The sequence below is a fragment of the Streptomyces sp. BBFR51 genome, from assembly GCF_044591655.1.
Classification (GTDB): Bacteria; Actinomycetota; Actinomycetes; order Streptomycetales; family Streptomycetaceae; genus Streptomyces.
This window is the reverse complement of record NZ_CP172448.1, coordinates 5412322-5434921: the sequence shown is the minus strand read 5'-3', so window position 1 is coordinate 5434921 and position 22600 is coordinate 5412322. Positions and strand designations below refer to the sequence as shown.

General features: G+C 69.4%; 28 protein-coding genes. 10 read left to right on the top strand and 18 right to left on the bottom strand.

Annotated features, from left to right (window positions below):
* Nucleotides 1-217 precede the first annotated feature (217 nt).
* The 3 genes from ACGH7X_RS25035 to ACGH7X_RS25025 all read left to right on the top strand — a co-directional run bounded on the left by ACGH7X_RS25035 (nucleotide 218) and on the right by ACGH7X_RS25025 (nucleotide 1794).
* Nucleotides 218-760: a barstar family protein gene (locus ACGH7X_RS25035; RefSeq protein WP_399888137.1), complete on the top strand. Its 543-nt coding sequence runs from the start codon at nucleotides 218-220 to the stop codon at nucleotides 758-760.
* A 253-nt stretch (nucleotides 761-1013) separates the two neighbouring features.
* On the top strand, nucleotides 1014-1238 hold the full coding sequence (locus ACGH7X_RS25030) for a hypothetical protein (RefSeq protein WP_399888135.1): 225 nt from the start codon (nucleotides 1014-1016) through the stop codon (nucleotides 1236-1238).
* Between the two features lie 115 nt (nucleotides 1239-1353).
* A complete protein-coding gene (locus ACGH7X_RS25025) occupies nucleotides 1354-1794 on the top strand; it encodes a hypothetical protein (protein WP_399888133.1) in 441 nt (146 codons plus the stop codon).
* Nucleotides 1795-1829: 35 nt separating this feature from the next.
* Here the strand turns inward: ACGH7X_RS25025 and ACGH7X_RS25020 are convergent, their stop codons facing one another.
* Both ACGH7X_RS25020 and ACGH7X_RS25015 read right to left on the bottom strand, forming a co-directional pair.
* Entirely contained in the window at nucleotides 1830-2828 is a 999-nt protein-coding gene (locus tag ACGH7X_RS25020; RefSeq protein ID WP_399888131.1) for a hypothetical protein, read from the bottom strand.
* A gap of 17 nt (nucleotides 2829-2845) precedes the next feature.
* Nucleotides 2846-3505 (bottom strand): hypothetical protein, encoded by a 660-nt coding sequence (locus ACGH7X_RS25015; protein ID WP_399888129.1) that lies wholly within the window; start codon nucleotides 3503-3505, stop codon nucleotides 2846-2848.
* Between the two features lie 322 nt (nucleotides 3506-3827).
* Between ACGH7X_RS25015 and ACGH7X_RS25010 the strand changes: the two genes are divergently transcribed.
* Nucleotides 3828-4211, top strand: coding sequence for a DUF192 domain-containing protein (locus ACGH7X_RS25010; protein WP_399888127.1), 384 nt, complete (start codon nucleotides 3828-3830; stop codon nucleotides 4209-4211).
* Here ACGH7X_RS25010 and ACGH7X_RS25005 read toward each other — a convergent pair.
* On the bottom strand, nucleotides 4208-4381 hold the full coding sequence (locus tag ACGH7X_RS25005; RefSeq protein WP_399888125.1) for a hypothetical protein: 174 nt from the start codon (nucleotides 4379-4381) through the stop codon (nucleotides 4208-4210). The genes ACGH7X_RS25010 and ACGH7X_RS25005 overlap by 4 nt on opposite strands.
* Before the next feature lie 894 nt (nucleotides 4382-5275).
* Between ACGH7X_RS25005 and ACGH7X_RS25000 the strand changes: the two genes are divergently transcribed.
* Nucleotides 5276-5659 carry a hypothetical protein gene (locus ACGH7X_RS25000; protein WP_399888123.1) on the top strand — a complete coding sequence of 128 codons (384 nt, stop codon included), beginning with the start codon at nucleotides 5276-5278 and terminating at the stop codon, nucleotides 5657-5659.
* 24 nt (nucleotides 5660-5683) lie between these two features.
* On the opposite strand, the gene ACGH7X_RS24995 is transcribed toward ACGH7X_RS25000, so the two are convergent.
* The 13 genes from ACGH7X_RS24995 to ACGH7X_RS24935 form a co-directional block, all read right to left on the bottom strand.
* Nucleotides 5684-6226 carry a hypothetical protein gene (locus ACGH7X_RS24995; RefSeq protein WP_399888121.1) on the bottom strand — a complete coding sequence of 181 codons (543 nt, stop codon included), beginning with the start codon at nucleotides 6224-6226 and terminating at the stop codon, nucleotides 5684-5686.
* A 43-nt stretch (nucleotides 6227-6269) separates the two neighbouring features.
* Nucleotides 6270-6890, bottom strand: coding sequence for an OmpA family protein (locus tag ACGH7X_RS24990; protein WP_399888119.1), 621 nt, complete (start codon nucleotides 6888-6890; stop codon nucleotides 6270-6272).
* 8 nt (nucleotides 6891-6898) lie between these two features.
* Nucleotides 6899-7483 carry a hypothetical protein gene (locus ACGH7X_RS24985; RefSeq protein ID WP_399888117.1) on the bottom strand — a complete coding sequence of 195 codons (585 nt, stop codon included), beginning with the start codon at nucleotides 7481-7483 and terminating at the stop codon, nucleotides 6899-6901.
* A 33-nt stretch (nucleotides 7484-7516) separates the two neighbouring features.
* Nucleotides 7517-8116: a pilus assembly protein TadG-related protein gene (locus ACGH7X_RS24980; protein ID WP_399897332.1), complete on the bottom strand. Its 600-nt coding sequence runs from the start codon at nucleotides 8114-8116 to the stop codon at nucleotides 7517-7519.
* Nucleotides 8113-8313: a Flp family type IVb pilin gene (locus ACGH7X_RS24975; RefSeq protein ID WP_254394816.1), complete on the bottom strand. Its 201-nt coding sequence runs from the start codon at nucleotides 8311-8313 to the stop codon at nucleotides 8113-8115. The genes ACGH7X_RS24980 and ACGH7X_RS24975 overlap by 4 nt, the downstream gene beginning before the upstream one ends.
* A 330-nt stretch (nucleotides 8314-8643) precedes the next feature.
* Nucleotides 8644-9546: a DUF5936 domain-containing protein gene (locus ACGH7X_RS24970; RefSeq protein ID WP_399888115.1), complete on the bottom strand. Its 903-nt coding sequence runs from the start codon at nucleotides 9544-9546 to the stop codon at nucleotides 8644-8646.
* Nucleotides 9547-9560: 14 nt separating this feature from the next.
* Nucleotides 9561-10505: a type II secretion system F family protein gene (locus ACGH7X_RS24965; protein WP_399888113.1), complete on the bottom strand. Its 945-nt coding sequence runs from the start codon at nucleotides 10503-10505 to the stop codon at nucleotides 9561-9563.
* Nucleotides 10506-10515: 10 nt separating this feature from the next.
* A complete protein-coding gene (locus ACGH7X_RS24960) occupies nucleotides 10516-11853 on the bottom strand; it encodes a CpaF family protein (RefSeq protein WP_399888111.1) in 1338 nt (445 codons plus the stop codon).
* 18 nt (nucleotides 11854-11871) lie between these two features.
* Complete coding sequence (locus tag ACGH7X_RS24955; protein WP_399888109.1) at nucleotides 11872-12234, bottom strand: TadE/TadG family type IV pilus assembly protein; 363 nt, start codon at nucleotides 12232-12234, stop codon at nucleotides 11872-11874.
* A gap of 1 nt (nucleotide 12235) precedes the next feature.
* On the bottom strand, nucleotides 12236-12625 hold the full coding sequence (locus ACGH7X_RS24950; protein WP_399888107.1) for a TadE/TadG family type IV pilus assembly protein: 390 nt from the start codon (nucleotides 12623-12625) through the stop codon (nucleotides 12236-12238).
* Between the two features lie 14 nt (nucleotides 12626-12639).
* A complete protein-coding gene (locus ACGH7X_RS24945) occupies nucleotides 12640-13896 on the bottom strand; it encodes a CpaE family protein (protein ID WP_399888105.1) in 1257 nt (418 codons plus the stop codon).
* Nucleotides 13897-13903: 7 nt separating this feature from the next.
* Entirely contained in the window at nucleotides 13904-14611 is a 708-nt protein-coding gene (cpaB, locus tag ACGH7X_RS24940; RefSeq protein ID WP_399888103.1) for a Flp pilus assembly protein CpaB, read from the bottom strand.
* A gap of 96 nt (nucleotides 14612-14707) precedes the next feature.
* Entirely contained in the window at nucleotides 14708-15592 is an 885-nt protein-coding gene (locus tag ACGH7X_RS24935; protein WP_399897329.1) for a hypothetical protein, read from the bottom strand.
* Between the two features lie 358 nt (nucleotides 15593-15950).
* Between ACGH7X_RS24935 and ACGH7X_RS24930 the strand changes: the two genes are divergently transcribed.
* Nucleotides 15951-17660 carry a chitinase gene (locus ACGH7X_RS24930; RefSeq protein ID WP_399888101.1) on the top strand — a complete coding sequence of 570 codons (1710 nt, stop codon included), beginning with the start codon at nucleotides 15951-15953 and terminating at the stop codon, nucleotides 17658-17660.
* A 70-nt stretch (nucleotides 17661-17730) separates the two neighbouring features.
* Here the strand turns inward: ACGH7X_RS24930 and ACGH7X_RS24925 are convergent, their stop codons facing one another.
* Together ACGH7X_RS24925 and ACGH7X_RS24920 are read right to left on the bottom strand one after the other, a co-directional pair.
* Nucleotides 17731-18639 carry a hypothetical protein gene (locus ACGH7X_RS24925; RefSeq protein WP_399888099.1) on the bottom strand — a complete coding sequence of 303 codons (909 nt, stop codon included), beginning with the start codon at nucleotides 18637-18639 and terminating at the stop codon, nucleotides 17731-17733.
* A 162-nt stretch (nucleotides 18640-18801) separates the two neighbouring features.
* Entirely contained in the window at nucleotides 18802-19290 is a 489-nt protein-coding gene (locus tag ACGH7X_RS24920) for an ATP-binding protein (RefSeq protein WP_399888097.1), read from the bottom strand.
* Nucleotides 19291-19498: 208 nt separating this feature from the next.
* Between ACGH7X_RS24920 and ACGH7X_RS24915 the strand changes: the two genes are divergently transcribed.
* The 4 genes from ACGH7X_RS24915 (at nucleotide 19499) to ACGH7X_RS24900 (ending at nucleotide 22485) form a co-directional block, all read left to right on the top strand.
* Complete coding sequence (locus tag ACGH7X_RS24915) at nucleotides 19499-20350, top strand: helix-turn-helix domain-containing protein (protein ID WP_399888095.1); 852 nt, start codon at nucleotides 19499-19501, stop codon at nucleotides 20348-20350.
* An 11-nt stretch (nucleotides 20351-20361) separates the two neighbouring features.
* On the top strand, nucleotides 20362-20553 hold the full coding sequence (locus tag ACGH7X_RS24910; protein ID WP_399888094.1) for a hypothetical protein: 192 nt from the start codon (nucleotides 20362-20364) through the stop codon (nucleotides 20551-20553).
* A gap of 87 nt (nucleotides 20554-20640) precedes the next feature.
* Nucleotides 20641-21150 carry a SigE family RNA polymerase sigma factor gene (locus tag ACGH7X_RS24905; protein WP_356860453.1) on the top strand — a complete coding sequence of 170 codons (510 nt, stop codon included), beginning with the start codon at nucleotides 20641-20643 and terminating at the stop codon, nucleotides 21148-21150.
* An 81-nt stretch (nucleotides 21151-21231) separates the two neighbouring features.
* Nucleotides 21232-22485, top strand: coding sequence for a hypothetical protein (locus ACGH7X_RS24900; protein WP_399888092.1), 1254 nt, complete (start codon nucleotides 21232-21234; stop codon nucleotides 22483-22485).
* Nucleotides 22486-22600: the final 115 nt, after the last annotated feature.

The window sequence follows — 22600 nt, the reverse complement described above, 5'->3', positions numbered from 1 at the left end:
TCTCCTGGACGACGACGTCCTGGGTGGCGCCGAACGTACCGTCGGGCAGGTCACCGCCCGCGCCGCCCGTGCCGGTCCAGTGGATCTCTCACGTGACCGTCGCCTGGAGCGGGAACGTCCCATCACCCGAGGAACGCAGGTACGGACCCGCCTACTACACGCCAGACCACTACGGGACCTTGTACTACGTTGGTGAGTTCACAGGGTGATGCGGCACATGGCCGATTTTGACATCACGAGTACCTCGGAACCCTGGGTTGTTTTCGCTCCCCACGGGTCGGCCGCCGTTCAGGAGCAGCTTTCTCAACTGGAGAGAAAAGGTGGACGCTGCTACTACTTCGACTCCCGCCTACTTCTGGACGAGCAAGGGATCCACCGGTCATTTGCGGAGACTCTTCGCTTCCCCGGCTATTACGGGAATAACTGGGATGCTTTGGTGGACTGTCTTCATGACCTGTGCGGAGAGGTCACGGGAGGCGTTGGTGTGGCAGGCGTGATCCAGGAGGCGGATCGGCTTCTGGAAGTGGACTATTTTCCCCTCTTTGTGTCTGTCCTTTGTCAGGGTGCGGACCGGGCGAACTCGTCGGTCGACCTCGACGGGTTCCCGCTGGATCGTCCCGCCATTTCTGAGCATTTCATTTTCGAGTTTCACGAATTCGATCCCGGCAAGGTGGGGCGTCTGGTGGAGCAGCCGGACCTGGTCGTTTCCCAGGGGGACGGCTTCATCGTGGCTTCCCTCGATCCTGAAGAATGGCATTGACCTCGATCCGTAAGCGGTGATGTCACTCTCGTGAGATGATCGGTTCACTCCGGTTTGTTCCACGGTTGCACGGTTCGGGTCTCGCGTGTCGCTACGGGTGCGCCGGGGTTCCACCTCTCCCGGGGTGCTGCGGGGTGCCCTCCGCTCTGGCCGTTGTCTGGGCGGGCCGGCGGCCGGATCGTCAAGATGAGAGAGAGCGGACCGCGGGGCCGATTCCCCGAACTGGGTCTGACAAAAGGGATACTTTCAGACTGTGGCCCATGAGGAACTGAAGCCGAGTCACTTGCTGAAGCAGCACTGCTTCTACGATGCCAGCACCGAGGGCTACGTGGATGAGAACGACAACATCATTCCGGAACGCGTGGAGCCGTGCGGCTGGTTCACACTGACCAACTTCGAGCACTTCCAGCACGAGCTGGACGAGGCCCTGGCGGGGCGACTGGTACATGGGGCGTATGCGCATGAATCGGGTGAATGACGGCTCTCAGCAGCTCGGCGGCGGCGGGAGGGGCAACCCGGATGCCGCCTTGTCTCTCCTCAGGTCAGTGTGTCCCCCTCCGACGCACCCGGTACTCGGCCGTGCGACTGGGCCTGTGGCTGTCCCGGCCAGTCACAGGGCACTGGTTGAAACCTACGGAACGGGGTGCTTCGACGAATTCCTGTGGATTTTCGCAGAGGATGCCCCTGGCGGCCGGCTCGACATCGCCGAGCGCACCCGCGCACTACGGGCCATCCTGCGCGGCAGAGAACTCTACGCAATCCATGATGTTCTGGGCGAACGAGGATTGAGTGCCGACGAGCTCGTCCAATGGGGGGTGACAGACAACGCCGACCTACTGGTTTGGATCACTCGGGGGGAGCCGGAGGAATGGCCGACCGCGATTATCCAGGCGGGGCAGTTACGTGCGGTCGTCTCCCCACGCAGTTCGACGGCAACGGTCCTCGACCTACTCACGCGTGCGACGGTCGTTCCGTTCTTCCCACCCGACTTCCCCGGCGACCGCCCGGAGTTCTCGCCCAACCCCTACGACTGACCGACCGCGGCTCGCTCCTGTAACCCTTAGGTGCTTCAGCGGTTGACGGCCTGGATCTCCTGGACGACGACGTCCTGAGTGGCGCCGAACGTGCCGTCGGGCAGGTCGCCGCCCGCGCCGCCGGTACCGGTCCAGTGGATCTCCCACGTGACCGTCGCCTGGAGCGGGAACGTCCCATCACCCGAGGAACGCAGATACTTCACCCCGCACGGAGGCGTGTCGTCCGCCCTGCCCTTCGCATACGGCGCACCGATACGACCGTCCTCGATCGCGCAGACACCCGACGCCGGATAGGTCTGGGCATCCGGAGTACCCGGCTTGATCTGCAACGACACCGGCTCCGCCGTAGCCGTCGCCGTGATACCGATCTCCTCCACCGACGCCGTGACCGACACCGGCTTGAACTCGGCACCGTCCAGCCACGCCCACGTCGGAAGGTTCACCTTGGTCGCCTCGGCCGGCGCCAGAGTCACCTCGGTGCCTGGGACGCGGATCTCCGCGTAAGCCAGTTCGGCCAGGACCTCCGGAGTGACGGCGTTCTCGACCTCCGGCGGAGGGGCATCACCCGTGTCCACCCAGAAGTAGTCCTCGTCGCACTCGTCCCACCCCGGCGGGAAGCTCTCATTCACATACGAGCCCCACCAATACCCCTTGCCAGACTTGTCCTTGTTGAAGCCCTTCTTCTCATCCTTGGCGTTGTACTTCTCCCGCTGCTTGGCATCCCACTCATACCCTGTGGACTCCGCCTCCCAGATGGGCTCCAGAGTCTTCTGCAACTCCTCCGGCGAGTACTTGGGGGCATACCAGCAAGCCGGCGGTGACCAGGAAGTGGACGACGTCACCGCACCGACCGAATCGCCACTCCCGTTCTTCGAATGGTCGAAGACAACGCCGCCCACGGTGACCGACACACTGCCGTCATCGCCAGTGTCAGCGTGTTGCTCTGTCTGGCCATTGCTTCCGTGTTTTTCGCGCTCAGCAAATGCCGGCTGTGCGGCAAGGACGGGAACGCAGACAAGAGTCAGGACGGTCACCGTCCTGCCCAACGTCCTTACGGCTGGCACGCCTTGTCCCCCCTGTTAGAAGCGATGTCGGTGGTCTGCCACACACCGGCGGCGTTCTTGGCGAGCTTGGTGTTGTAAAGCACGTAGCTGTCAGCCGTCGCCGCCGACCTGTCGACCTTCCCGGTCTTCTTGTTCTTGATGTACGACTTACTCTCGTCCGAGCAGTAGGTGACGTATGCCTGGTCCTCGCCAGAGAAGGTGACCTTGCGGTTGAAGTACCGAGTCACGCCGATCCAGGTGTCGTTGTCGTCGATGTAGCCCTGTGCGTACGTAATCGACGAGCTCAAGGCCTTTTCGGCGTTGTAGTAGCCGAGCGCCTTGGTGCTGGTACTGCCCTGGAAGATGGCTTCGTCCACCGCATTCACCGCCAACGAGCTGTCCGCGAGGACAGCGTCCTTCTTGGCATCGCCCGTCTTGCCACCCTCGAAGACGTTCTTGGCGTCGGACGGGAAGGTGATCTCCGGCCGGTTCCCGGCGGACGTCTCGCTCGGACTCGGCGAGGCAGACGGCTTGCCCCCCGTGTCCGCCCCCGCGATCTTGTCCTCGCCCTTGCTGGGGCTGTCGTCGCTTCCGCACGCGGACAGCGTCAAGGCCGCAGCGGCGGTCAGCGTGAGCGCTGCGAGCAAGGTGGGGCGGCGGCGATTCACTGTCGGCTCCTGGGTGGGACGAGGCTTCTCTTCAGCGAAGCAACGCTATCCACCAAGGGCGAGCGGCACCAGAGTGAGGCCTGTCTCCCTGCGGTGTCCTAAGGCTTCAAATCAGCCGCACGTGTGGCTTCTTAGGTCATAACGGTTGCATAACACGAAGGCGGCATCCGCTCCTCGCACGATCCAAGGCTCCGTCGCCGCTCGTTCCGCACAGGAAGCAGCAAAGAGGAACGGCGGCCGCGAAGGTCCCCCGGCCCCATGTTGGATCTGCTCCGGCGCGGATACGTTCGACCGGACGGCGAGCTGTGGGAGGGGCATCGGTATGGGGCGGCGGCGCTGGGGGGACGGGGCGGGCGTGTTGGTTGTGGAGGGGTGGGCCGGGGGTGGGAGCGTCCGGGTTCCGCTCGAGATCGCCGGCTCCTATCGTGCCCGCACCAAGGGGCTGTTGGGGCGTCAGTCCGTCGACGGCGCGATCCTTCTAACGCCTGCCAACAGCGTGCACACCTTTCGGATGCGGATGCCCATCGACGTCGCCTACCTCGATCGGCGCCTCACGGTCGTCGCCGTGCGCACGATGCGGCCGGGCAGGCTCGGGCTGCCCCGGCTGCGGGCGCGGCACGTGCTGGAGGCGGAGGCCGGGGCGATGAGCGGGTGGGGCGTGCGGGTGGGGGCGCGGGTGGAGATCTTGGAGAGCCGGGAGAGTTAGTCGTCCGTGACGTCGACGGGTTGATCGCCGCAGCCCTCGAAGATGCTCGGGGTGCCGTGGGTGATCACGAGGATGTACGAGGTCGGGACGAGGGTGCAGTCCTGCTCCTTCCACTGCACGGCGAAGACCGTCCAGATGACGAAAAGGATCACCGCGACGATGGACGGCACGCTCCGGGTCGTGTGCCATGGGCCGCCGCCGTCCTCCGTGCGGCGGTGGCCGGGGCCCCCGGGATGAACCGGTCCGCCGGGGCCGGTTGTCGGTTGTCCGCTTCGGGCCGTCGAACGTTCCCAGGGGCGGCGCCCGCCCCCGGACTCCCCCGTGTCGTCCGGTCTCATCGCGTTCGCTTCTCCCCTGTCCAGCGCGTTCGGCGCAGTGGCATGTCCACGCCTCTTCACTGTGCCGACGACTGACGGCCCAGTCGTCAGCGGGGAGCGCAGTCCTCTTTGTCGTGGAGTGCGGCTCGGGGAGATCCGGGGAGCGCTCGGCCGGTCGACGTCGGGCTCGGTGCGCCGATCGTCAAGAGGGTCTGCGCGCTCGGCGAAGGACAGGAGGGGTCGCGTGTCGGAGAGTGGTGACGCTGTTCACAACAGAGAGGCGTGGTCGGGGAGTTGAGCAGTTCAGGCGGGGGCGGTTCGTCGAGTCGGCGGAGGATCGGGGAGTGGGCGGCCGCGGTCTCTGCGATCACCGCTGTCGCGGGGCTCCTCCTGGCACTCTTCGGAATACCTCTCGTGGGAAACTCATCGCCGCTCAGTCGGAGCGTCGCGGACTCCGATTCCTCCCCCACGGCCACCGTGCCCACGTCGCCTTCGTCCTCAGTGTCCTCCTCGTCGTCCTCCTCGCCTTCGCCCTCACGGTCGCGCTCACAGTCGTCTCCGTCCTCGCCTCGGTCTTCTTCATCGCCGTCACCGACTCGGCAACCCGCGGGCGGGGGCAACGGGGCCCGCCCTGCCGCGGCGTCCTGTTCGTCGCCTCTGCCCAAGAAGTGGCATCGGGTCAAGGAACCCGATCTGACCGCTTGTTTCGGTCTGCCGGACGGATGGGGCGAGACGCCCGCAAGTGAGGTGCAGAGCACCTGGCACTCGCCGGACGGCGCGTACGACCTGAGCGTCAAGCGGGACCGCTCGTACGGATCGACCGCCCAAGCCGCCTCCGCGGGGCAACTCGCCTGGTATCGCGATATCGCCGAGTCGTCGATGGCCGACCTCAAGGTCACCACGCACACGACGCGGCAGAACGGCCGCGACGCTGTCTGGCTGGAGATCGAGTATCACTGGGCGAAGCAGAGCGAACCCCGCAAGCGGGTCGAGGTCTTCGTCGCCGGGGAGTCGGGCTATGTGTACCAACTGCTGGTCGACACCGAGGCGACCTCGCAGCGACTCGCCGAGCAGGACCGTCTGTTCGCGACTGCACGGGCGAGCCTGCTGATCGACATCGCCACGACGTGACGACACCGCCCCCGGCGCCAGTGCTCATGGCGTGACGATGTGGAGGAGTGCCGTGCCGTTCGCGCCGGTCGTTGCCTGGATCACCACCGCGTTGGGCTGGGCGCTGGGGCGGGTGCCGGGCAGGCCTCCGCAGGAGTTGCCGCTGCCGTTCGGGCGGAGGACGGTGATGCAGCCCTGGCCTGCGCCGCTTGCGCCGCCCTTGGACTGGCCGTTGCCGGACTTCACCTCGTACTCGATCTTGTCGGGGCCGACCTCGGTCACGGACAACGTTGCCGCGGTGCCGTCCGGTCCCTTGAAGCGGATGGTCACGGGCTTCGTCACCGTGATCTCGCAGTTGCCGTCGGTGCAGGCGTCGGTGTTCCGGCCGTCAGCTGCCGAGGGGGCCGGCGGCTCGGGCTTCCGAGTGTGCTCGGGGGGCGGGGACTGCGTGGCGGAGCTGGTTGCCGTGGGGCGTTCCGGCGGGGAGGACGGTGCCGCGTCCGTATCCGGTGACTTGCTGCAGGCTGCCGCCGTCAGCGCCGTCAGCGCCGTGAGCGCGGCAAGGGCGGGCAGTGAGTACCGGCGCATGCGGCTCCTCTGGTGATTGCTCGGGCTGGGCATCGTCGGCTCGTCAGGGCTCCGTGCGCGGGAACGTGACCTCGACCCTGCGGTTCTTCTTGCGGCCGGCCTCCGTGGCGTTGTCGGCGATGGGGTACTGCTCGCCGTAGCCGCGGACCTCGTAGGTGATGCCGGCGTCGTTCAGGGACTGGGACAGGACGTCGTGTACGGCGTTGGCGCGCTTCTTGGAGAGCACGTCGCCGTGGGCGGAGGAGCCCAGGTTGTCGGTGAAGCCGAAGACGCGGACCTTTGTGGCGTTCTGGGTCCTGATCTCGTCGGCGATTCCCGTGATGCGGGACTTCGCCTGGGCGCCCAGCTTCGCGCTGTCCTTGCCGAACAGCACCTCGGCCTGGAGCGCTAGGGTGACGCTCGTGTTGGTGTCCTCGCGGCGTTCGTCTCCGCTCTGCTCTTCCACGACCGACTTGATGTCCAGCACCTTCGCCTGCGCGAGCGTGGCGCCGTCCGGGAGTTTCAGGTCCGGGTCGTTCGGGTCCACCTCGACGGGGGCGGAGGCGGAGGGTTCGGTGCCCGGGGGGTCGTTGGGATCGTCCTCGGCGTGGGCCGCGGTGGTGCCGTAGAGGGTGGTGGCGAGCAGGAGGGTGACGGCGGCTGCCAGGCGTGGGGGTGCGGTCATGGTGCGCCTCACCCGGAGATCTCGATGGTGCCGGTGGTGAACATGGGCAGTTGGAGCGTCACCTCGGTCGCGTCGGCGGGGGGCGCGGGGAACTGCATGAAGACCGGGAGAGATTCGCCTGCCTTGAGGGCTGGGAAATTGGTGGTCGTGAGTGGCCGGCCGTCCGTGTCGCGCAGTACGTAGTAGCGCTTCTTGCCTTTCGACTCCACCAGAGTGGCACCGCCGAGAGAGCTGCCGTTCCGGATGATCTCGGTCTCGTTGCCGCTCAGCTGGGCGGGAATGTTGACGGTCTTGCCGCCGTCGTTCTTCAGGTCGCCGCTGACCGTGATGAAGCCACCGGCGTCGCGTTCTGCGGAGGTGACCTTGAGGAACAGGCCGCTGGGCCCTTTCAGCTCGGCCAGCGTCTCCGTCGTATCCCCCTCCTGGGCATCCGGCTTGGACTCGCTGCTCTTGGAGGCCGTCGTCGACGCCTCCGGCTTGTCGTCGCCGTCTCCCCCTCCGCCGCCGCATCCCACCAGGCCGAAAGCCAGCACGATCGCAACGGGCCATGCTGCCAATCCCCCGCGGGCCCTTGTTGTGAACCGAATGCTCATGACTCCGCTTCCTTCGTCCTCGTCGTTCGCTTGTCAGCTGTCGGCCAGATGGACATCGAAGAGATCCTCGGGTTTCGGTAGGTCCGAGAGGTCGTCCGGCTTCAGGTCCCAGTCCTCGCCACCTTTGCAGGAAAGGCTGGGCAGCGCTTCGTCGTCCGCATCGTCGGCGGGCGGCTTGGCGGAGCAGCGGGCTTCGATGACGGCGGTCGCGGTCTCCGTCGCCTTCTGCTCCTCCGTGCCCGGCACGATGCTGTCCCCGACGGTGTCGTTGGTCTCGGCGACGACTGTGTAGCCCAGGAGACCGTCCGGCGTGCAATCCGCGCTCGCGTCATTGCGTGCCGCCATCTCCTGAGCACGCCAGCACGCACTGGGGACCGGTGCTTTCCCGTCGAAGATGTCCTGCCACGCATCCGGTTCCAGGACGCTTTCGAGCCACTGGTCCGCCAGGCGGTCCCGGGTTTCCAGAGCGGCTGCGAGTGCGGCGGCATCCGCCGCCGTCTGCGCGTCGCTACGAGTCGCTGCGGCCTGGCCGACCGCGAAGTACGCGAGCGCGAGAAAGAGCAGGCCGGCCACCACCGTTATGTAGATGGGGAATGCCTGCCCTGCGTCGCTGCTTCCGCGCGAAGGCGTCAGCCGCCGGTGACCTCGGTGATCTTGTCCTTGATCGCGTTGTAAATCGTCTGACCAATGTCCGTCCCCGTAATCGCCAGCACGATCGCCACCACCACCGCGATGATCCCCAGGTACTCCACGGCCGTCTGGCCCTTGTCGTTGCGGGCGGCGGCGCGGGAGTGCAGGTATGCGGCGGTGGTGTGAAGCCAGTTGGTCATGGTGTTCCCCTCCAGGGTGGACGAAGCCGCGTTCCTCGTGCGGAACGTAAGGGTGGGCGGCGGGGATCTGTTGGCTGGTCAGGCCGGACGGGGTGTCGTCGTCCACGATCTCCACCTCCCTTGCGCTCGGTTGGGACCTCGGCCTGGCGGGAGCACCAGACAACGACTGTCCCACAGCAGATTGCAAGTGCGAAAGGTATTGCGTGAAAGTAGCTCGACTGGGCTGTAATTTGGCGGTTGTTGGTGTCTGTGATTCGTGTGCAGTCGCACTCTTGATGGGTACGGTCCCTCCTTTCCTCGGCGGCGTGATCGACATGTCGTTCTCCTCCCCTACTCGCCCGTGATCGTGCCGAAGTCCGTCCCGGAGCCCAGGATCAGGCCGGCGCCGAGGAGGATCATCGTGGCCGGGACCATGAAGGTCGTGATCATCATCGTGGCCTTGGGGACCGCGCGGGCGGCCTTGCGGCGGGCGTTCTGGGCGTCGGTGCGGCGCATGTCCTTGGCGAGGGAGACGAGGGTGTCGACGATGGGGGCGCCCAGTTCCTCGCCCTGTTGGAGGGCCGTCACGAACATCGCCACCTGTTCGGAGTCGTTGCGCCGGCGCAGCTCCGTGAAGGCCTCGCGGCGGCTCATGCCGAGGTCCATCTGACGGATCGTGATGCGGAGTTCGTCGGCCCAGGGACCCTCGTAGCGCATCGCCACCCGGTCCAGTGCCTGGCGGAAGCCCAGGCCCGCGCTGACCACGACCGCCAGGACGTCCAGGAAGTCGGGGAGTGTGCGCTCGATGACGTCCTTGCGGATGCGGATCGCCGACCAGATGCCGACCTCCGTCCAGAACGCGCCGAAGGCCAGCATGATGAGGCCACCCAGAAGCTGCCCGCGCGACAGGAAGGCCAGGAACCCGACGGCGCCCAGGAAGCCGTAGACCGCGCGGCGGGCGGCGTAGCGGTCGATGGTGAGGCCGCCGGGGTTGCCGGCCAGGTCGATCCGGCGGCGGTATCTGGCGACGAGGGCCGGGCCCATCAGGCGCAGTACGGCGGGGGCGTAGCGCATGCCCATGCGGTCGATGAGGGAGTCGACCGCGCCGGTGCGGGTGGACCCGACCTCCAGGGCGAGGGCGAGGTCGTCGGGGAGTTTGGCGTCGGCCCGGTACATGCGGACGCCGGCGAAGATCCCCCAGACGCTCAAGGCCATGAGCAGTGCGAGGGGCAGTCCCAGTTCCACCAGTGGCATGCTCTTCCCCCTCCTCAGACGTCGATGCGGGACAGGCGGCGGATGAGGACGAAGCCGACGGCGTACAGCGCGAAGGCGGTGATCACCGCAGCCTGGCCGACCGGTGAGCCCGTCATGCGTTCCAGGGCGCCGTCCTTCACCCCGTTCATCAGGAACAACGAGCCGACGCCGAGCACGGGCACGGCGTACGACGTCATGCTGACCTGGGAGAGCTGGGTGCGGACCTCGCGTCGGGTCTCCTTGCGCTCCTCCAGGGTCTCCGTCAGGTTGCGCAGGGCGCTGACCACCTGGCCGCCCGCGCGGCTGGACAGGACGAGGGTGGTGACGAGGACGACCAGTTCGCGGGAGGGGAGGCGGCCGGCGAGTTCGCCGAGGGCGTCGTCCATCGAGGCGCCGATGGCCAGTTGGTCGGCCACTTTGCCGAGTTCCTCGCCGGCCGGGGCCTCCAGTTCCTCCGCCGCCATGCCGATGGCGGTGCGCAGGGCGAGGCCGGCCTGGGTGGCGTTGGCGAGGATGCGGGCGAGTTCGGGGAGTTGGTTGATGAACTTCTCGATGCGTTTCTGGCGCTGCCAGTTGAGGAACTGGATGGCGACGCCCACGCCCAGCAGGCCGGCGAGCGGGCCGAAGAAGGGGGCCAGGGCCGCCTGGCCGATCAGCCACAGGCCCGCGACCACGGCGAGCATGTAGGCGAAGAACTCACCGGGTGTGACGTCCAGGCCGGTCGCCGCCAGGCGCAGTTCCAGCTTCCTGCCGAGCCCGGTGCGGCGCAGGCGGCGGTCCAGTCCCGGGAAGCGGCGTCGGCGTCCGGGCAGCGGTGCCTGCCCCGTCGCGGCGAGGCGTTCGACCAGGGCCGCGCGCTGGGCCTTTCCGGCGCTGTAGGAGTGCAGGCCCATGACCGCCAGGACGCAGGTCAGCAGCGTGATGCCGGTGGTGAGCGTGACTAGCGATTCCAGTTCCATCGGGCGGTTCCTACCTGGCTTCTCGGGTCGTGAGCTGGTCCGGGGAGTGGGCGACGCCGAAGGCCTGCGGGATGGGCTGGTTCGCCATGTAGAGGCGTTCGGCGGTGCGGTGCGGGAGGGGGTAGTACTCGTAGGAGCCGTGGATGCGGCCGTCGGGGGTCATCGGGCGGGCGTTGAAGCGGGCGACCGTGGCCAGGCGGTACGGCTCGCCCCCATGGCTGGCCAGCAGGGCGATCTCGGTGATGCGGCGGGCGCCGTCGGCGAAGCGGGTGAGCTGGACGAGGACGTCGACGGAGCTGTTGATCTGGTCGTGCAGGGCCACGAAGGGGATCTCCACGTCCGACATCGAGGCCAGGGTCTGCAGGCGCATCAGGGCGTCCTCCGCGCTGTTGGCGTGGACGGTGGCCAGCGAGCCGTCGTGGCCCGTCGACATGGCCTGGAGCATGTCCAGGGACTCGCCGCCGCGCACCTCGCCGACGACGATGCGGTCGGGGCGCATGCGCAGTGAGTTGCGGACCAGGTCGCGGATCGTCACCCGGCCCTGGCCCTCGACGTTCGGTGGGCGGGACTCCAGGCGGATGACGTGCGCCTGCTGGAGCTGGAGTTCCGCCGAGTCCTCGATGGTGATGATGCGGTCGGATTCGGGGATCAGGCCGGACAGGGCGTTGAGGAGGGTCGTCTTGCCGGTGCCGGTCGCGCCCGAGACGATGATGTTGAAGCGGGCCTGCACCAGGCCGGCGAGCAGGTAGAGCATGTTCTCGTCGAGCGAGCCGAGGCCGATCAGCTCCTGGAGGGTGAAGGAGCGCGGGAAGCGGCGGATGGTGAGGGTGGGGCCGGTCAGCGCGAGCGGCGGGATGATGACGTTGACGCGCTCGCCGGAGGGGAGGCGGGCGTCGACCATCGGGTTGGACTCGTCCACGCGGCGGTTGACCGTCGAGACGATCCGCTCGATGGTCTGCATCAGCTGGTCGTGCGAGGCGAAGCGGAGCGGGAGCTGCTCGACGCGGCCGCCGCGCTCGACGAAGATCGCGTCGGGGCCGTTGACCATGATCTCCGTGATGGAGGCGTCCTCGAGCAGCGGTTCCAGGATGCCGAGGCCGAGCGCCTCGTCGACGACCCGGCGGATCAGCTGGGAGCGCTCGACCGTGGACAGGACCGGGCCCTCGCGGCTGATGATGTGGCCGAGGACCCGCTCCAGGCGGGCGCGGCGTTCGGCCATCGCGAGCGAACTCATCTCCGCGAGGTCGATCTCCTCCAGGAGTTTGGCCCGGTAGGAGGCGACCAGGTGTGTGTCCTCGCCCCGGCCGCCGTTCTCCTCGGGCGAGTGGATGCGTGCGCGCAGGCTCATGCGTCCTCGGCTCCTCGGTCAGTGGTCCAGCGGCATGGTGGCGGTCCGGGTGGCGGGGCCGAAGTCCCAGCCCGGCACGATCGACGGGATCTGGACGGTGGCGGTGACCGTCACCTCGTCCCCGCCGTACGACGGGGGGCAGTTCGTGCCGTCGGCCAGCCAGCTGCTGACGGCCGCCGCGCACGCGCTTTCGGCGCTCTCCCGGAGCGAGGCGCTGCGGGCCCCCGCCCTGGCCGCCGTGCCGGCCTGCTGGGCGGTGTACGCGATCAGGCCGAGCTGTACGACGGCCATGCCGACGATGATCAGGATCGGGAGGAAGCCGAGGTACTCAATGGCCGCCTGGCCGCGGTCCGTCCGGCGGCCCCTCACGGAGTACGGCATCTCAGTCGTCCTCCTCCTCGACGGCCCCCGCGTGCCCGTGCACGGTGAACGGGAAGCTGATCGTGCCCGGGAAGAGGATGGGGACCTCGATGCGCACGTCGGCGGTGACGTAGCCGCCCGCGGTGCCGCAGTCCACACCGGCGCCTCCCTCCCACGCGCCCGGCAGCTTGTCCCGGCCGGCCTCCTGGCAGGCGCCCTGCCGCGCCCCCCGGTCGGCCGCCGTCGCCGCCCGTACCGCCTCGTCGGCAGCATTCCCCGCGAGCGTGTACGTGTATCCCACGAGTACGAGCTGCCACAGCACCACCAGCGTCGCGATGATCACCGGTGTCATGCCGAGGAACTCGACGGTGACCTGGCCGCTGTCCCGGCCCCGGCCGCGTAACCCGCTCACCGCGCACCGTCCGCTCACCCCGCACCGTCCTTCCGGCGTCGGAAGCCGCCCGGCGCGCGGTCCCCGCGGAAGCGGCCGTGGCCCTTGCGGTCGCCGTCGGGTGCGCCGGCCAGGCCCAGTTCGCCCGCGAGGGCCCAAAGGGCCTGCTTCACCGTGCTCTTGCCGTCCAGTTCGTGGACGCGGCCGGCGTCCACGGCGCCCTGGAGTTCCTTGAAGTTGGCGGGGACGGCGGTGGCGGCGATCGCCGTGCCGGTGATCTTCTGGATGAGTGGGGGCTGGATCTCCGTACCCCGCGTGTGCCGGTTGACGACGACTGTCGTCTCCTCCGCCTTGCGGATCTGCAACCGGTCCCACATCCGCACGGCCCGCTTGGCGCCGCGTACGGAGACCACGTCCGGGGTGGTGACCAGCAGCGCGGTGTCGGCCATCTCCACGGCGGCCGCGCCGGCCCCGCCGAGCTGGGCGCCGCAGTCGACGACGACGACCTCGTACCGGGTGCGCAGCGCGCCGATGATCTGGCGGGCGGCGCGGTCGGTGACCTCCTCGCCGCGTTCGCCCTCGCCGGGGGCGAGCAGCAGGGCAAGGCCGCTGTCGTGGCGGAAGACGGCGTCGGCCAGGACGCGCGGCGATATGTCGGTGATGGCGGCCAGGTCGGCCACGGAGCGCCGGAACTGGACGTCCAGGTAGGAGGCGACGTCGCCGGTCTGGAGGTCCATGTCGAGCAGTGCCGTGGCCCGGCCGGACGCCTGGGCGGCCAGGGCGAGTTGGACGGCGGTCAGGGTGGCGCCCACGCCGCCCTTGGCGCCGCTGACGGTGACGACGGTGCCGCCGGCTCCGGTGAACACGTCGACGGCGCTGCCGAGGTGCCTGCGGACGCCCACCGACCACTGGGCCACCGCCTGGACGCGGTTGGCGAGTTCCTCGTAGCCGAGCGGGAGGGCGACCAGGCCGCGGGCGCCGTAGTCCATGGCGGCCTGGAAGAGGCCGGGGCCGGGGTCGGAGGTGACGAGGATGACGCCGACGGCCGGGAAGCGGAGGGCGACCTCGCGGATCAGCTCCAGGGCGGGGACGGGGCCGATGCGTTCGTGGACGATCACGACCTCGGGCAGTTCGTCGACCGACTCGGCGGCGAGGCGGGCGAGGGTGTCGACGAGCTGGGTGGAGTCGGCGACCGGGGTGACCGGTTCGGCGTCCGGGAGCTGGCTGAGCAGCGACGTGAGGGACCGTACGGCGTCCGCGTCGCCGACTGCCGGGAGGATCCTCGTGGCCATACGGCTCTCACTTGTCCTTCGCGAGTTCGTACGTCCGGTCCTTGTCCTGGACCGTGGTGTCGCCGCCGGGCGCCACCAGCGCGAGCCGGACGCGCCGGGCGAACGACTCGGCGTAGGTGATGCGCTGGGCGTCGATGGTGGACAGGGCGAAGGTGATGGGGACGGCGTCGGTGGGTTCGCGGTCGCGGCTGTCCTCGTCGGGTTCGAGCGAGGTGAGTTCGCCGACGTCGATGACCTTGGCGTTGGTCACGATGATCTTGGACTGGTCGGGGTCGCCCTCGCGCTGTCCCTCGAAGGTGGCGTACACGTTGACGGCGGAGCCGGGGGTGATCTTGCCGGCGACGCCGGTCGCCGCGTCGATCATGATGGCGACCTCCTGCTGCCCCGGGCGCAGGGCGGGGGTGTCGACGATCATGTCGGTCTGGAGGAGCGAGCCAGCCTTCAGTTTCGTCACGGCTATCTTTCCGCGGACCTGGCCGAGGTCGGTGACGGCGTTCTCGGACAGCCAGCGCTCGGGCATCTCGATCTTCTCGAACTGCGCCGCGTCCAGCTCCGTATAGGGCTCGACATCGGATTTCAGCCGGTACGCGGCGACCTCGGGGCCGACCTTGGACTTGACGTCGTTGATGACGGCGAGCACGCCGGCGAAGGCGCCGAGGGCGCACAGGACCGACAGGATCAGCAGGACGATGCCGCGGCGCTGACGGGAGTTCATGGGCCGTGCAACCTCATTGGGGGAATCGGTCGGACCGGACCGGGCCGGATGGCGGGGCGTGCGGGGCGGGGCGGGGCGGTACGGGGCGGTACGGACCTACCCAGTGAGGGCGCGTCTCTCACGGCGGCGGCCGAGGGCGGCGTCGCGGCGGTGGCCGAGGGCGCGGTCGCGGCCGCCGTCGCGGCCGCCTTCGTCGTACACCGGCGGTGTGGCGGAGCAGAACACGCAGCGGTCGCCGATGACGTCGATGCCGCACCAGTGGCAGGTGCTCTGCCGCACCGACGTGACCAGTTGGTAGAGCACCGAGAGGTCGGGGAGGTAGGCACAGAACTCGGTCAGCCGTCCGGTCCCCCACCAGTCGGCGGACTCCGCGGGCAGGGCCATCTCGCGCAGTCCCTGCACGTGCCAGGACGGGGCGAGGGTGCCGGTGACCCAGTCGGACGGGAGCTGGCCCCTGGCGACCAGCAGCCAGGTCCCGAACTCGGGTCCGTGCAGGCCTGCTTCGGGGCCGATCTTCACCAGTTGCGGTGCGGGGTGCGCGACGACGCCGAACTGGCTGCCGGGCACCCAGGACCTGGCGTGCGCCTTCAGGTCGACGGGAACGCGGTCGAGGCGGGTGACGGAGCCGAGCAGGGCGCCGGCGTGGATGTAGTGGGTGAGCAGCCGGCCTGCGGAGGCGAGGACGCCGGGACTGAGGTCGCAGGAGGCCAGCTGGCGCAACTGGCGGGCCAGCACGGCGATTCCGAGCGGGGGAAGGGGCGGGCGGAACAGGGCGATGCGGTCGGTCTCCAGCAGGCCGCGGACGGTGTGCAGCCGTCGCTCCACGCTCGCCGGGACGGCCTGCGAGCACACCACGATCACGTGCCCGTACTGATCGACCAGGGACTGCAGCTCGCCCAGCGCGTGCTCCAGGGGGCGCCGGTCGAGGTCCTGGAGCACGACCGCGGGCAGCGTCCGTTCGTCCTGTGGCGGCAGTGCCATGTCGGCACTGGTCACGGCAATGGCAGTTGGCACGCGCGGCTCCCCGTCTCCCCATGCCCGTCGGTCCGCCGGTGTTACTCCGGCACACCCGGATGACTTCACTGCGTGACTACCTGAGCACTGTATCCACGCGTCTGTGACCGGAGAACAGCGTTTCTGTAGCTGTGGAACAACTTGTGTTGCACAAGGTGCGTCAAATCGGGGCAGGTTGAGCAATTTCGCGAACGCGCCCACCGGGCAGGACGTCACGAACTTGGTCCGTACCTACCTCTTGACACTCTCAATTGGTCTGGACCACCTTGTACCTCAGCGGTGGCCACCGTCCCCCCGTCCCTCCCCACTCCCCCCGGAGGCTGCAGTGGATCCCGTACGCAGACGGCTCGGCAGACGAACGAGGTTCTGGGCGGGGGCCGTCACCGCCGCGCTCGCGCTCTCGGTCACGGCCGTCGGCCAGGCATCCGCCGCCGACGTCAACAACGCGAAGAACGCCGGATTCGAGTCCGGCATGAGCAACTGGACCTGCTCCGCGAACAGCGGCACCACCGTCGCCTCCCCGGCGCACGCGGGATCCGGCGCACTGAAGGCCACGCCGGCCGGGCAGGACAACGCGCGCTGTTCGCAGAGCGTCGCGGTGAAGCCCAACTCGACGTACACGCTGAGCGCCTGGGTGCAGGGCGGGTACTCCTATCTGGGCGTGACGGGCACGGGCACGACGGACGTGTCGACCTGGACCCCGGACTCGACGGCGTGGAAGCAGCTGAAGACCACCTTCAGCACCGGCTCCTCGACGACCTCCGTGTCCGTGTACACGCACGGCTGGTACGGGCAGGCGGCGTACTACGTCGACGACCTGTCCGTCTTCGGCCCCGACGGAGGCGGCGGCACGGACCCCGGCCCCACGGTCCCGTCGGCCCCGGCGGGACTGCGCGTCTCCGGCACGACGCCGAACTCCGCCTCGCTCGCCTGGAACACGGTCTCGGGCGCCACCGGCTACAACGTCTACCGCGACGGCACGAAGGTGACCGCGGTGACCGGCACGTCGGCGACGGTGACCGGACTCGCGGCCTCGACCTCGTACTCCTTCCAGGTCACGGCGACGAACGCGGCCGGTGAGTCCACGAAGTCGGCGGCGGTCACGGCCCGCACCACGGCTCCCGACGACGGCGGCGGGGACGGCGGCGACCTGCCCAAGCACGCGGTGACCGGCTACTGGCAGAACTTCAACAACGGGGCGACGGTCCAGAAGATCTCCGACGTGCCGTCCGCGTACGACATCATCGCGGTGGCCTTCGCCGACGCGACCACGACGCCGGGCGCGGTGACCTTCAACCTCGACTCGGCCGGGCTCGGCGGTTACACGGTCGACCAGTTCAAGGCGGACGTCCGCGCGAAGCAGGCCGCGGGCAAGAAGGTCGTCATCTCGGTGGGCGGCGAGAAGGGCACCGTCGGGGTGAACGACTCCACCTCCGCGACCAACTTCGCGAACTCCGTGTACTCCGTCATGCAGGAGTACGGCTTCGACGGCGTCGACATCGACCTGGAGAACGGCCTCAACCCGACGTACATGACCCAGGCCCTGCGCGCCCTGTCGGCGAAGGCGGGCCCGGACATGATCCTCACGATGGCCCCGCAGACCATCGACATGCAGTCGACGCAGGGCGGCTACTTCCAGACCGCGCTGAACGTGAAGGACATCCTCACGGTCGTCAACATGCAGTACTACAACAGCGGCACGATGCTCGGCTGCGACGGCAAGGTGTACGCCCAGGGCACGGTCGACTTCCTCACCGCCCTGGCCTGCATCCAGCTGGAGAACGGCCTCGCCCCGTCCCAGGTCGGCCTGGGCGTGCCGGCCTCCACCCGCGCGGCGGGCGGCGGCTACGTGGCGCCCTCGGTGGTCAACGCCGCCCTGGACTGCCTGACGAAGGCCACCAACTGCGGCTCCTTCAAGCCGTCGAAGACCTACCCCGACCTGCGGGGCGCGATGACCTGGTCCACCAACTGGGACGCGACGGCGGGCAACGGGTGGTCGAGCGCCGTGGGAGCGCACGTGCACGCGCTGCCGTAGCTTCGGCCCGAGCCTCGTGCGGCTGTCTCTCCCTACCGCGACGGCGGCGGGCAGGACCGCCGCACGAGGCTCACCCGCCCCTCTCCACGGTCTCGCCCGGCAGGAACTTCTGGCGTACCCAGAGGCTCAGCAGCACCACCCCGCCGACCAGCAGCGGGACCGGGTCGTGGGCGGTGGGGGCCAGCACGTGCCCCAGCGCCATGACCGTGCAGACCGCCAGGGGAACGAACGCCGCCGCCCCCTCCATCCCCCATCGCAGCGTCGGCCGGGCCATGCCCAGGACGCTCGCCCCGCCGGGCAGCCACGGTCCGGTGGCGATCACCACGAGCCCCGCGGTCCTGCAGCCGTCGACCAGCTGCCGGGCCGGCACCCCGGGCCTGTGCGGGCCCACCGTCCACAACTGCATGGTGTCGCCCAGCAGCATGAGGGACAGTCCGGCGATCCCCGCCCACAAGGTGGCTCTCCGGTCGCTGCGCACGAGAGGGCACAGGGCCAGCAGAAAGCTGAGGAACACCAGCTCGGCCGCCCACAGGACACCCACCATCCCCTCCCCCAGCCGCCAGCCACCCCCGGTCCCGGTCCCGGTCAGCAGGACCCAGCCCGCCATGAACAGGGCCCCCGCCGCGACGAACCCGTCGAGCACCCGCCGCAGCAGCACGTGCCGGCCAGTACCGGCGTCGGCGGCGACCACCAGACCGGCCGTCGCCAGGCCGACCGCGAGCGTCGCCCCGACGACCACCACCGCCCCCACCAGCGACCGCTCGCCCCGCCCCGGTTCCGGAGAGTGAACCGACAGCAGTTCGGCCACCACCCGGTACGCGCCCCCGGCCACCGCCGAGCCCCCCAACAGCAGCAGCCGCGTCCGCACCCGCCCGCTCGCCCACCGCGCGCGGAGCACCAGCGAGACCGCCAGCACGGAGCAGCCGACGGACGGTCCGAAGGACACCATCCGCGCCACCGCGCTCCCCAACCCCGACATCAGGTGCGCCTTTCGCCGGTCCCGCCTCCGGGGGCCCTCCTTCCGGCCCGCCATCACCGAACGTAGAAGACCCACCACCCGCGCCGAACCGAACCACCGGCCCATTCACCCGTACCGCGTACGAGAAGGGCGCTCCGGCTGTCGCCGCGGTGACGCACCCCGTCAAGGCGCCCCGTACGCCGCCGCACTCGCCCTCGGCAGAGTCACCCACATGCGCGTGCCGCCGCCCGGCTCCCTCGCCTCGCCGAAGCCCCATGTGCCGTCGCAGGCACGGCAGACGCAGGCCAGGACGCGGAGAGCCGCGCGGCGGCGGGTGTCGCAGGCCGTGGCGAGGCGGGGGCTGGTGTGGCGGGGGTGGCTGTCGTACGCAATCACCCTGAGGGTGTCGAAGCGGTAGCGGAGGGTCAGGTAGTAGTTCTGCGATTCCGTGAACTGGCAGGCCACAGCGGTCAGTTCGCCCACCGTTTGCAGCGCCGGGTCCAGCATGTCCGCCAAGTCGTGTGCCCTGAGCACCTCTCGTGTCGCCGCCCTTGCCAGCGCCGGGCTGGCCAGTGCGGCGGGGAGCGTGAAGCTGTAGGCCAGGGTCTCGGGGATGGGGGGTGTCGGGTCCGCCGGGTAGGCGGGGGCCGCGGGGCAGCGGGTTGTGGGCATGGCGGCTCCTTCGTCGGGCGGGCGATCGGTGGCTCCGTCGCGCGGGCAGGCTTGCGCGATGCACTGCCGACGCCCTGTGTAGCGTGGCCGCTACTGAATGTATCGGCTGGGTGCCTAATTTGGCACCGGCAAGTAGAAAATGCGCTCGTTCGTGGGTAACAGCGCGCGCCAGAGGCAGACTTGCCCACGACGATGTGGAGGGAGCCGCATGGGAGCGAGGACGTCAGCCACTGCACGCCAGAAGCGGCTGGGGGTCGAGATCCGTCGCATGCGCACGTCGGCCGGGATGTCCGCGGAATTCGCCGCAGGACTGCTGGGCGTGGACCGTGGCACCATCTCGCATATCGAGTCTGGCGTCCGGGCCATAAGCCCCGAGCGGGTCCGCACCCTCGCGTGCAACTGCGACTGCTCGGACGCGGAGTACGTCGAAGCCCTGGTACGCATGGCCGCCGCCGGTCGGCGGGGGTGGTGGGAAAGGTATCGGGGGTCCCTGCCGCAGGGCATGTTGGACATCGCGGAGTTGGAGGCCGACAGCGTGCGCATGCGCGCCGCCTACTCCATGCACATTCCAGGTCTGCTGCAGACCTCCGACCACGCGATGGCTGTCTTTCGCGTCGTCATCCCACAGTTGCCCGAGCACGAGGTCGCCCTGCGCCTGGCCCACCGCGTTGAGCGGCAGAACGTACTGGATGGGGCCGACGCGACACCGCTGGTCGCCATCGTGCATGAGGCGGCACTCCGCATGCAGTTCGGTGGGCGCGACGTGGCCAAGGCGCAACTGCAACACGTGCTGGGGAAGTCGGAGCAGGACAACGTGACTGTTCTGGTCATCCCCTTTGCCGCCGGCGCATTCCCCGGAGCCGGACAGACTGTCCTGTACGCGGAGGGCCCGGTGGCCCAGCTGGACACCGTGCAGGTCGACAGCTCGCACGGCCCGGATTTCCTGCACGCCGAGGCTCAGTTGGCGAAGTACCGTGCCCACTTGGACTGGATGGAGCGCATCGCCCTGTCGTCGACGGAGTCCCGCGACTTCATCCGCGTGATTGCCAACGACCTCTGAGGAGACGCCCGATGAACGACATCACCTGGGAAGAACCCTTCTGCGGGGAGGGAAACTCCTGCTTCCGCCTCGGGACCGATGCCACCGGCAACGCCTACATCGCCATAGCCGGTGAGGAGGACGCCCCCCTCACCGACAGCCGGGAGGCCCTGCGCCGCATGATCCTCGACATCAAGGCGGGCAAGGCCGACCACCTGCTGTAAATCTCGTATGAAACATTTCCCGGGGCTCACCGCATCAATGAGGTGAGGGCGGTACACAGCGGCGGCAACTACCGGGGGAACGCGTACATGAGGCAGGGGCGGGCGGACGAGTACGCCGAGTTCGCGGTGGCGCGGGCCGGGCATCTGTACCGGTCCGCGTGTCTGCTCACCGCCGGGGACACGCATCTGGCCGAGGATCTCGTGCAGGAGACTTTCGGGCGGCTCTACGTGCGGTGGGGGCGGGTGTCGCGGGCGGAGAACCCGGCCGCCTATGCGCAGACCGTGCTCACCCGCGCCTTCCTCGCCCATCAGCGGCGGCGCAGTAGCGGGGAGCGGGCGACCGACGTGTTCCCCGATCTGCCCGGCGCCGGTGACGGGGACGCGTCCCTGCGGCTGACGCTGCTGGACGCGCTCGCGCGGCTGCCCGCCAAGGACCGGGCCGTCGTCGTCCTGCGCTACTGGGACGACCGTTCGGTCGAGCAGACCGCCGACGTGCTCGGCGTCAGTTCGGCGGCGGTGCGGACCCGGTGCTCGCGGACGCTCGGCCGGCTGCGGGAGCTGCTGGGCGAGGACCTCTCGGAGTACGCCAGACCCTAGACGGCCGCTGACCTGGTCGCCGCCTGTTCACCGCGCTCAGCGGCTCATTTTTCGACTCACGTGTGAAAAGGGTGGCTCACCATGCTCGAAAACGATCGTCAGGACCCCTTCGAGGACCGGCTGGGCGCCGCCCTGCGCGACGCCGGTGACGGCTTCGAGGCCGATCGGGCGGCCCTCGTCACCGCCGGGCGGGTCCGGGGGCGGCGCGCCCTGCTGCGGCGCAGGGCGGCCGTGGTGAGCGGGGTGGCCGGGGTCGCGCTGGCCGGGGTGGGCGGGGTGCTGGTCCTGCCCTCGGACGAGCCGGCCGGTCCCGCGCGGTCCACCGTCGCCTCCGGCGGCAGCCCGACCGCCGCCGCGACCGCCTTCTCCGGCGACGACCTGCTGCGCCGGCTCAAGGGCCTGCTTCCCCAGGGGACGTACGGCGAGGAGTCGGCCCGGGGCTCGAATCACCAGCTGGGCCCGGCCGCGCACCTCGTGTACGACGACGGGGCCGGGGCCGCCGCCATCGGCATCGGCTTCGCGCGCGTGGAACCGGGGAGCGCCCAGGTGCGGGAGCTGATGGCGTGTCCCGACCGCAACGTCACGCCGTACGACGACTGCTCCTCCGACCGGCTCCCCGACGGTTCGCTGCTCAAGCTGTACCGGGGCTACGAGTATCCGGACCTGCGCGTGGACACCAAGCTCTGGACCGCCGACCTCGTCACCGCCGAGGGACAGCACGTCAGCGTCTCGGAGTGGAACTCCCCCGCAGAGAAGGACGCGCCGGTCAGCCGTGACGAGCCTCCCCTGTCGACGGAGCGGCTGCGGACGCTCGTCACCGCCGGGGTGTGGCGCGAGGTGGTCGACGCCATTCCCAAGAGCCCGAAGCGGTCACGGTCGGCCGCGCCCCGCACCGAGCGGCCCGAGGTCTCCGGGAAGTCGGTCGGCGACACGCTCGCCGCGCTGCTCCCCGAGGAGCTGGACGTCGTCGCGCACGGCGTGCAGGAGCCGGAGTACGCCTACGCCGTCGTGGACGACGGGCGGGGCCGCAGTCTGGTCCAGATCAACGTGCAGTACGGCATGGGGGACGTCGCCGGGCAGTTGTACGCCGACGGCGAGACCCTGCCCGACGGCACGCGCGTCGCGACCCGGCAGGGGCCCGGCGAGAAGGCCGGTTCCGGCGTGGTGATGTGGACCGTGGACACGCTGCGTCCCGGGGCCGCGGGCTTCCGTGTGGTGATCAGCGCCTTCAACACCGGCGACCAGAACAAGGAGGCCACCCGCGACGCCCCCGCGCTGACCATGGAGCAGCTGCGGCAGATCGCGCTCAGCGAGGAGTGGGACCGGCTGCGGTAAGGGGGCGTGGACAGCACGGGTCAACTGGCGCTCCTGCCTCGGCCGAAGCGTTCCGTACCCGCGCCCGCCGACCCGAAGTCTGCACGATCGACCACCTACTCTGCCCGCGCGCACC

Coding starts and splice junctions, on each gene's coding strand:
- ACGH7X_RS25035 (WP_399888137.1), top strand. CDS start 218: ATGGCCGATTTTGACATCACGAGTACCTCGGAACCCTGGGTTGTTTTC.
- ACGH7X_RS25010 (WP_399888127.1), top strand. CDS start 3,828: ATGGGGCGGCGGCGCTGGGGGGACGGGGCGGGCGTGTTGGTTGTGGAG.
- ACGH7X_RS24995 (WP_399888121.1), bottom strand. CDS start 6,226: ATGCGCCGGTACTCACTGCCCGCCCTTGCCGCGCTCACGGCGCTGACG.
- ACGH7X_RS24990 (WP_399888119.1), bottom strand. CDS start 6,890: ATGACCGCACCCCCACGCCTGGCAGCCGCCGTCACCCTCCTGCTCGCC.
- ACGH7X_RS24985 (WP_399888117.1), bottom strand. CDS start 7,483: ATGAGCATTCGGTTCACAACAAGGGCCCGCGGGGGATTGGCAGCATGG.
- ACGH7X_RS24975 (WP_254394816.1), bottom strand. CDS start 8,313: ATGACCAACTGGCTTCACACCACCGCCGCATACCTGCACTCCCGCGCC.
- ACGH7X_RS24970 (WP_399888115.1), bottom strand. CDS start 9,546: ATGCCACTGGTGGAACTGGGACTGCCCCTCGCACTGCTCATGGCCTTG.
- ACGH7X_RS24965 (WP_399888113.1), bottom strand. CDS start 10,505: ATGGAACTGGAATCGCTAGTCACGCTCACCACCGGCATCACGCTGCTG.
- ACGH7X_RS24960 (WP_399888111.1), bottom strand. CDS start 11,853: ATGAGCCTGCGCGCACGCATCCACTCGCCCGAGGAGAACGGCGGCCGG.
- ACGH7X_RS24955 (WP_399888109.1), bottom strand. CDS start 12,234: ATGCCGTACTCCGTGAGGGGCCGCCGGACGGACCGCGGCCAGGCGGCC.
- ACGH7X_RS24945 (WP_399888105.1), bottom strand. CDS start 13,896: ATGGCCACGAGGATCCTCCCGGCAGTCGGCGACGCGGACGCCGTACGG.
- cpaB (WP_399888103.1), bottom strand. CDS start 14,611: ATGAACTCCCGTCAGCGCCGCGGCATCGTCCTGCTGATCCTGTCGGTC.
- ACGH7X_RS24935 (WP_399897329.1), bottom strand. CDS start 15,592: ATGGCACTGCCGCCACAGGACGAACGGACGCTGCCCGCGGTCGTGCTC.
- ACGH7X_RS24925 (WP_399888099.1), bottom strand. CDS start 18,639: ATGTCGGGGTTGGGGAGCGCGGTGGCGCGGATGGTGTCCTTCGGACCG.
- ACGH7X_RS24920 (WP_399888097.1), bottom strand. CDS start 19,290: ATGCCCACAACCCGCTGCCCCGCGGCCCCCGCCTACCCGGCGGACCCG.
- ACGH7X_RS24915 (WP_399888095.1), top strand. CDS start 19,499: ATGGGAGCGAGGACGTCAGCCACTGCACGCCAGAAGCGGCTGGGGGTC.
- ACGH7X_RS24910 (WP_399888094.1), top strand. CDS start 20,362: ATGAACGACATCACCTGGGAAGAACCCTTCTGCGGGGAGGGAAACTCC.
- ACGH7X_RS24905 (WP_356860453.1), top strand. CDS start 20,641: ATGAGGCAGGGGCGGGCGGACGAGTACGCCGAGTTCGCGGTGGCGCGG.
- ACGH7X_RS24900 (WP_399888092.1), top strand. CDS start 21,232: ATGCTCGAAAACGATCGTCAGGACCCCTTCGAGGACCGGCTGGGCGCC.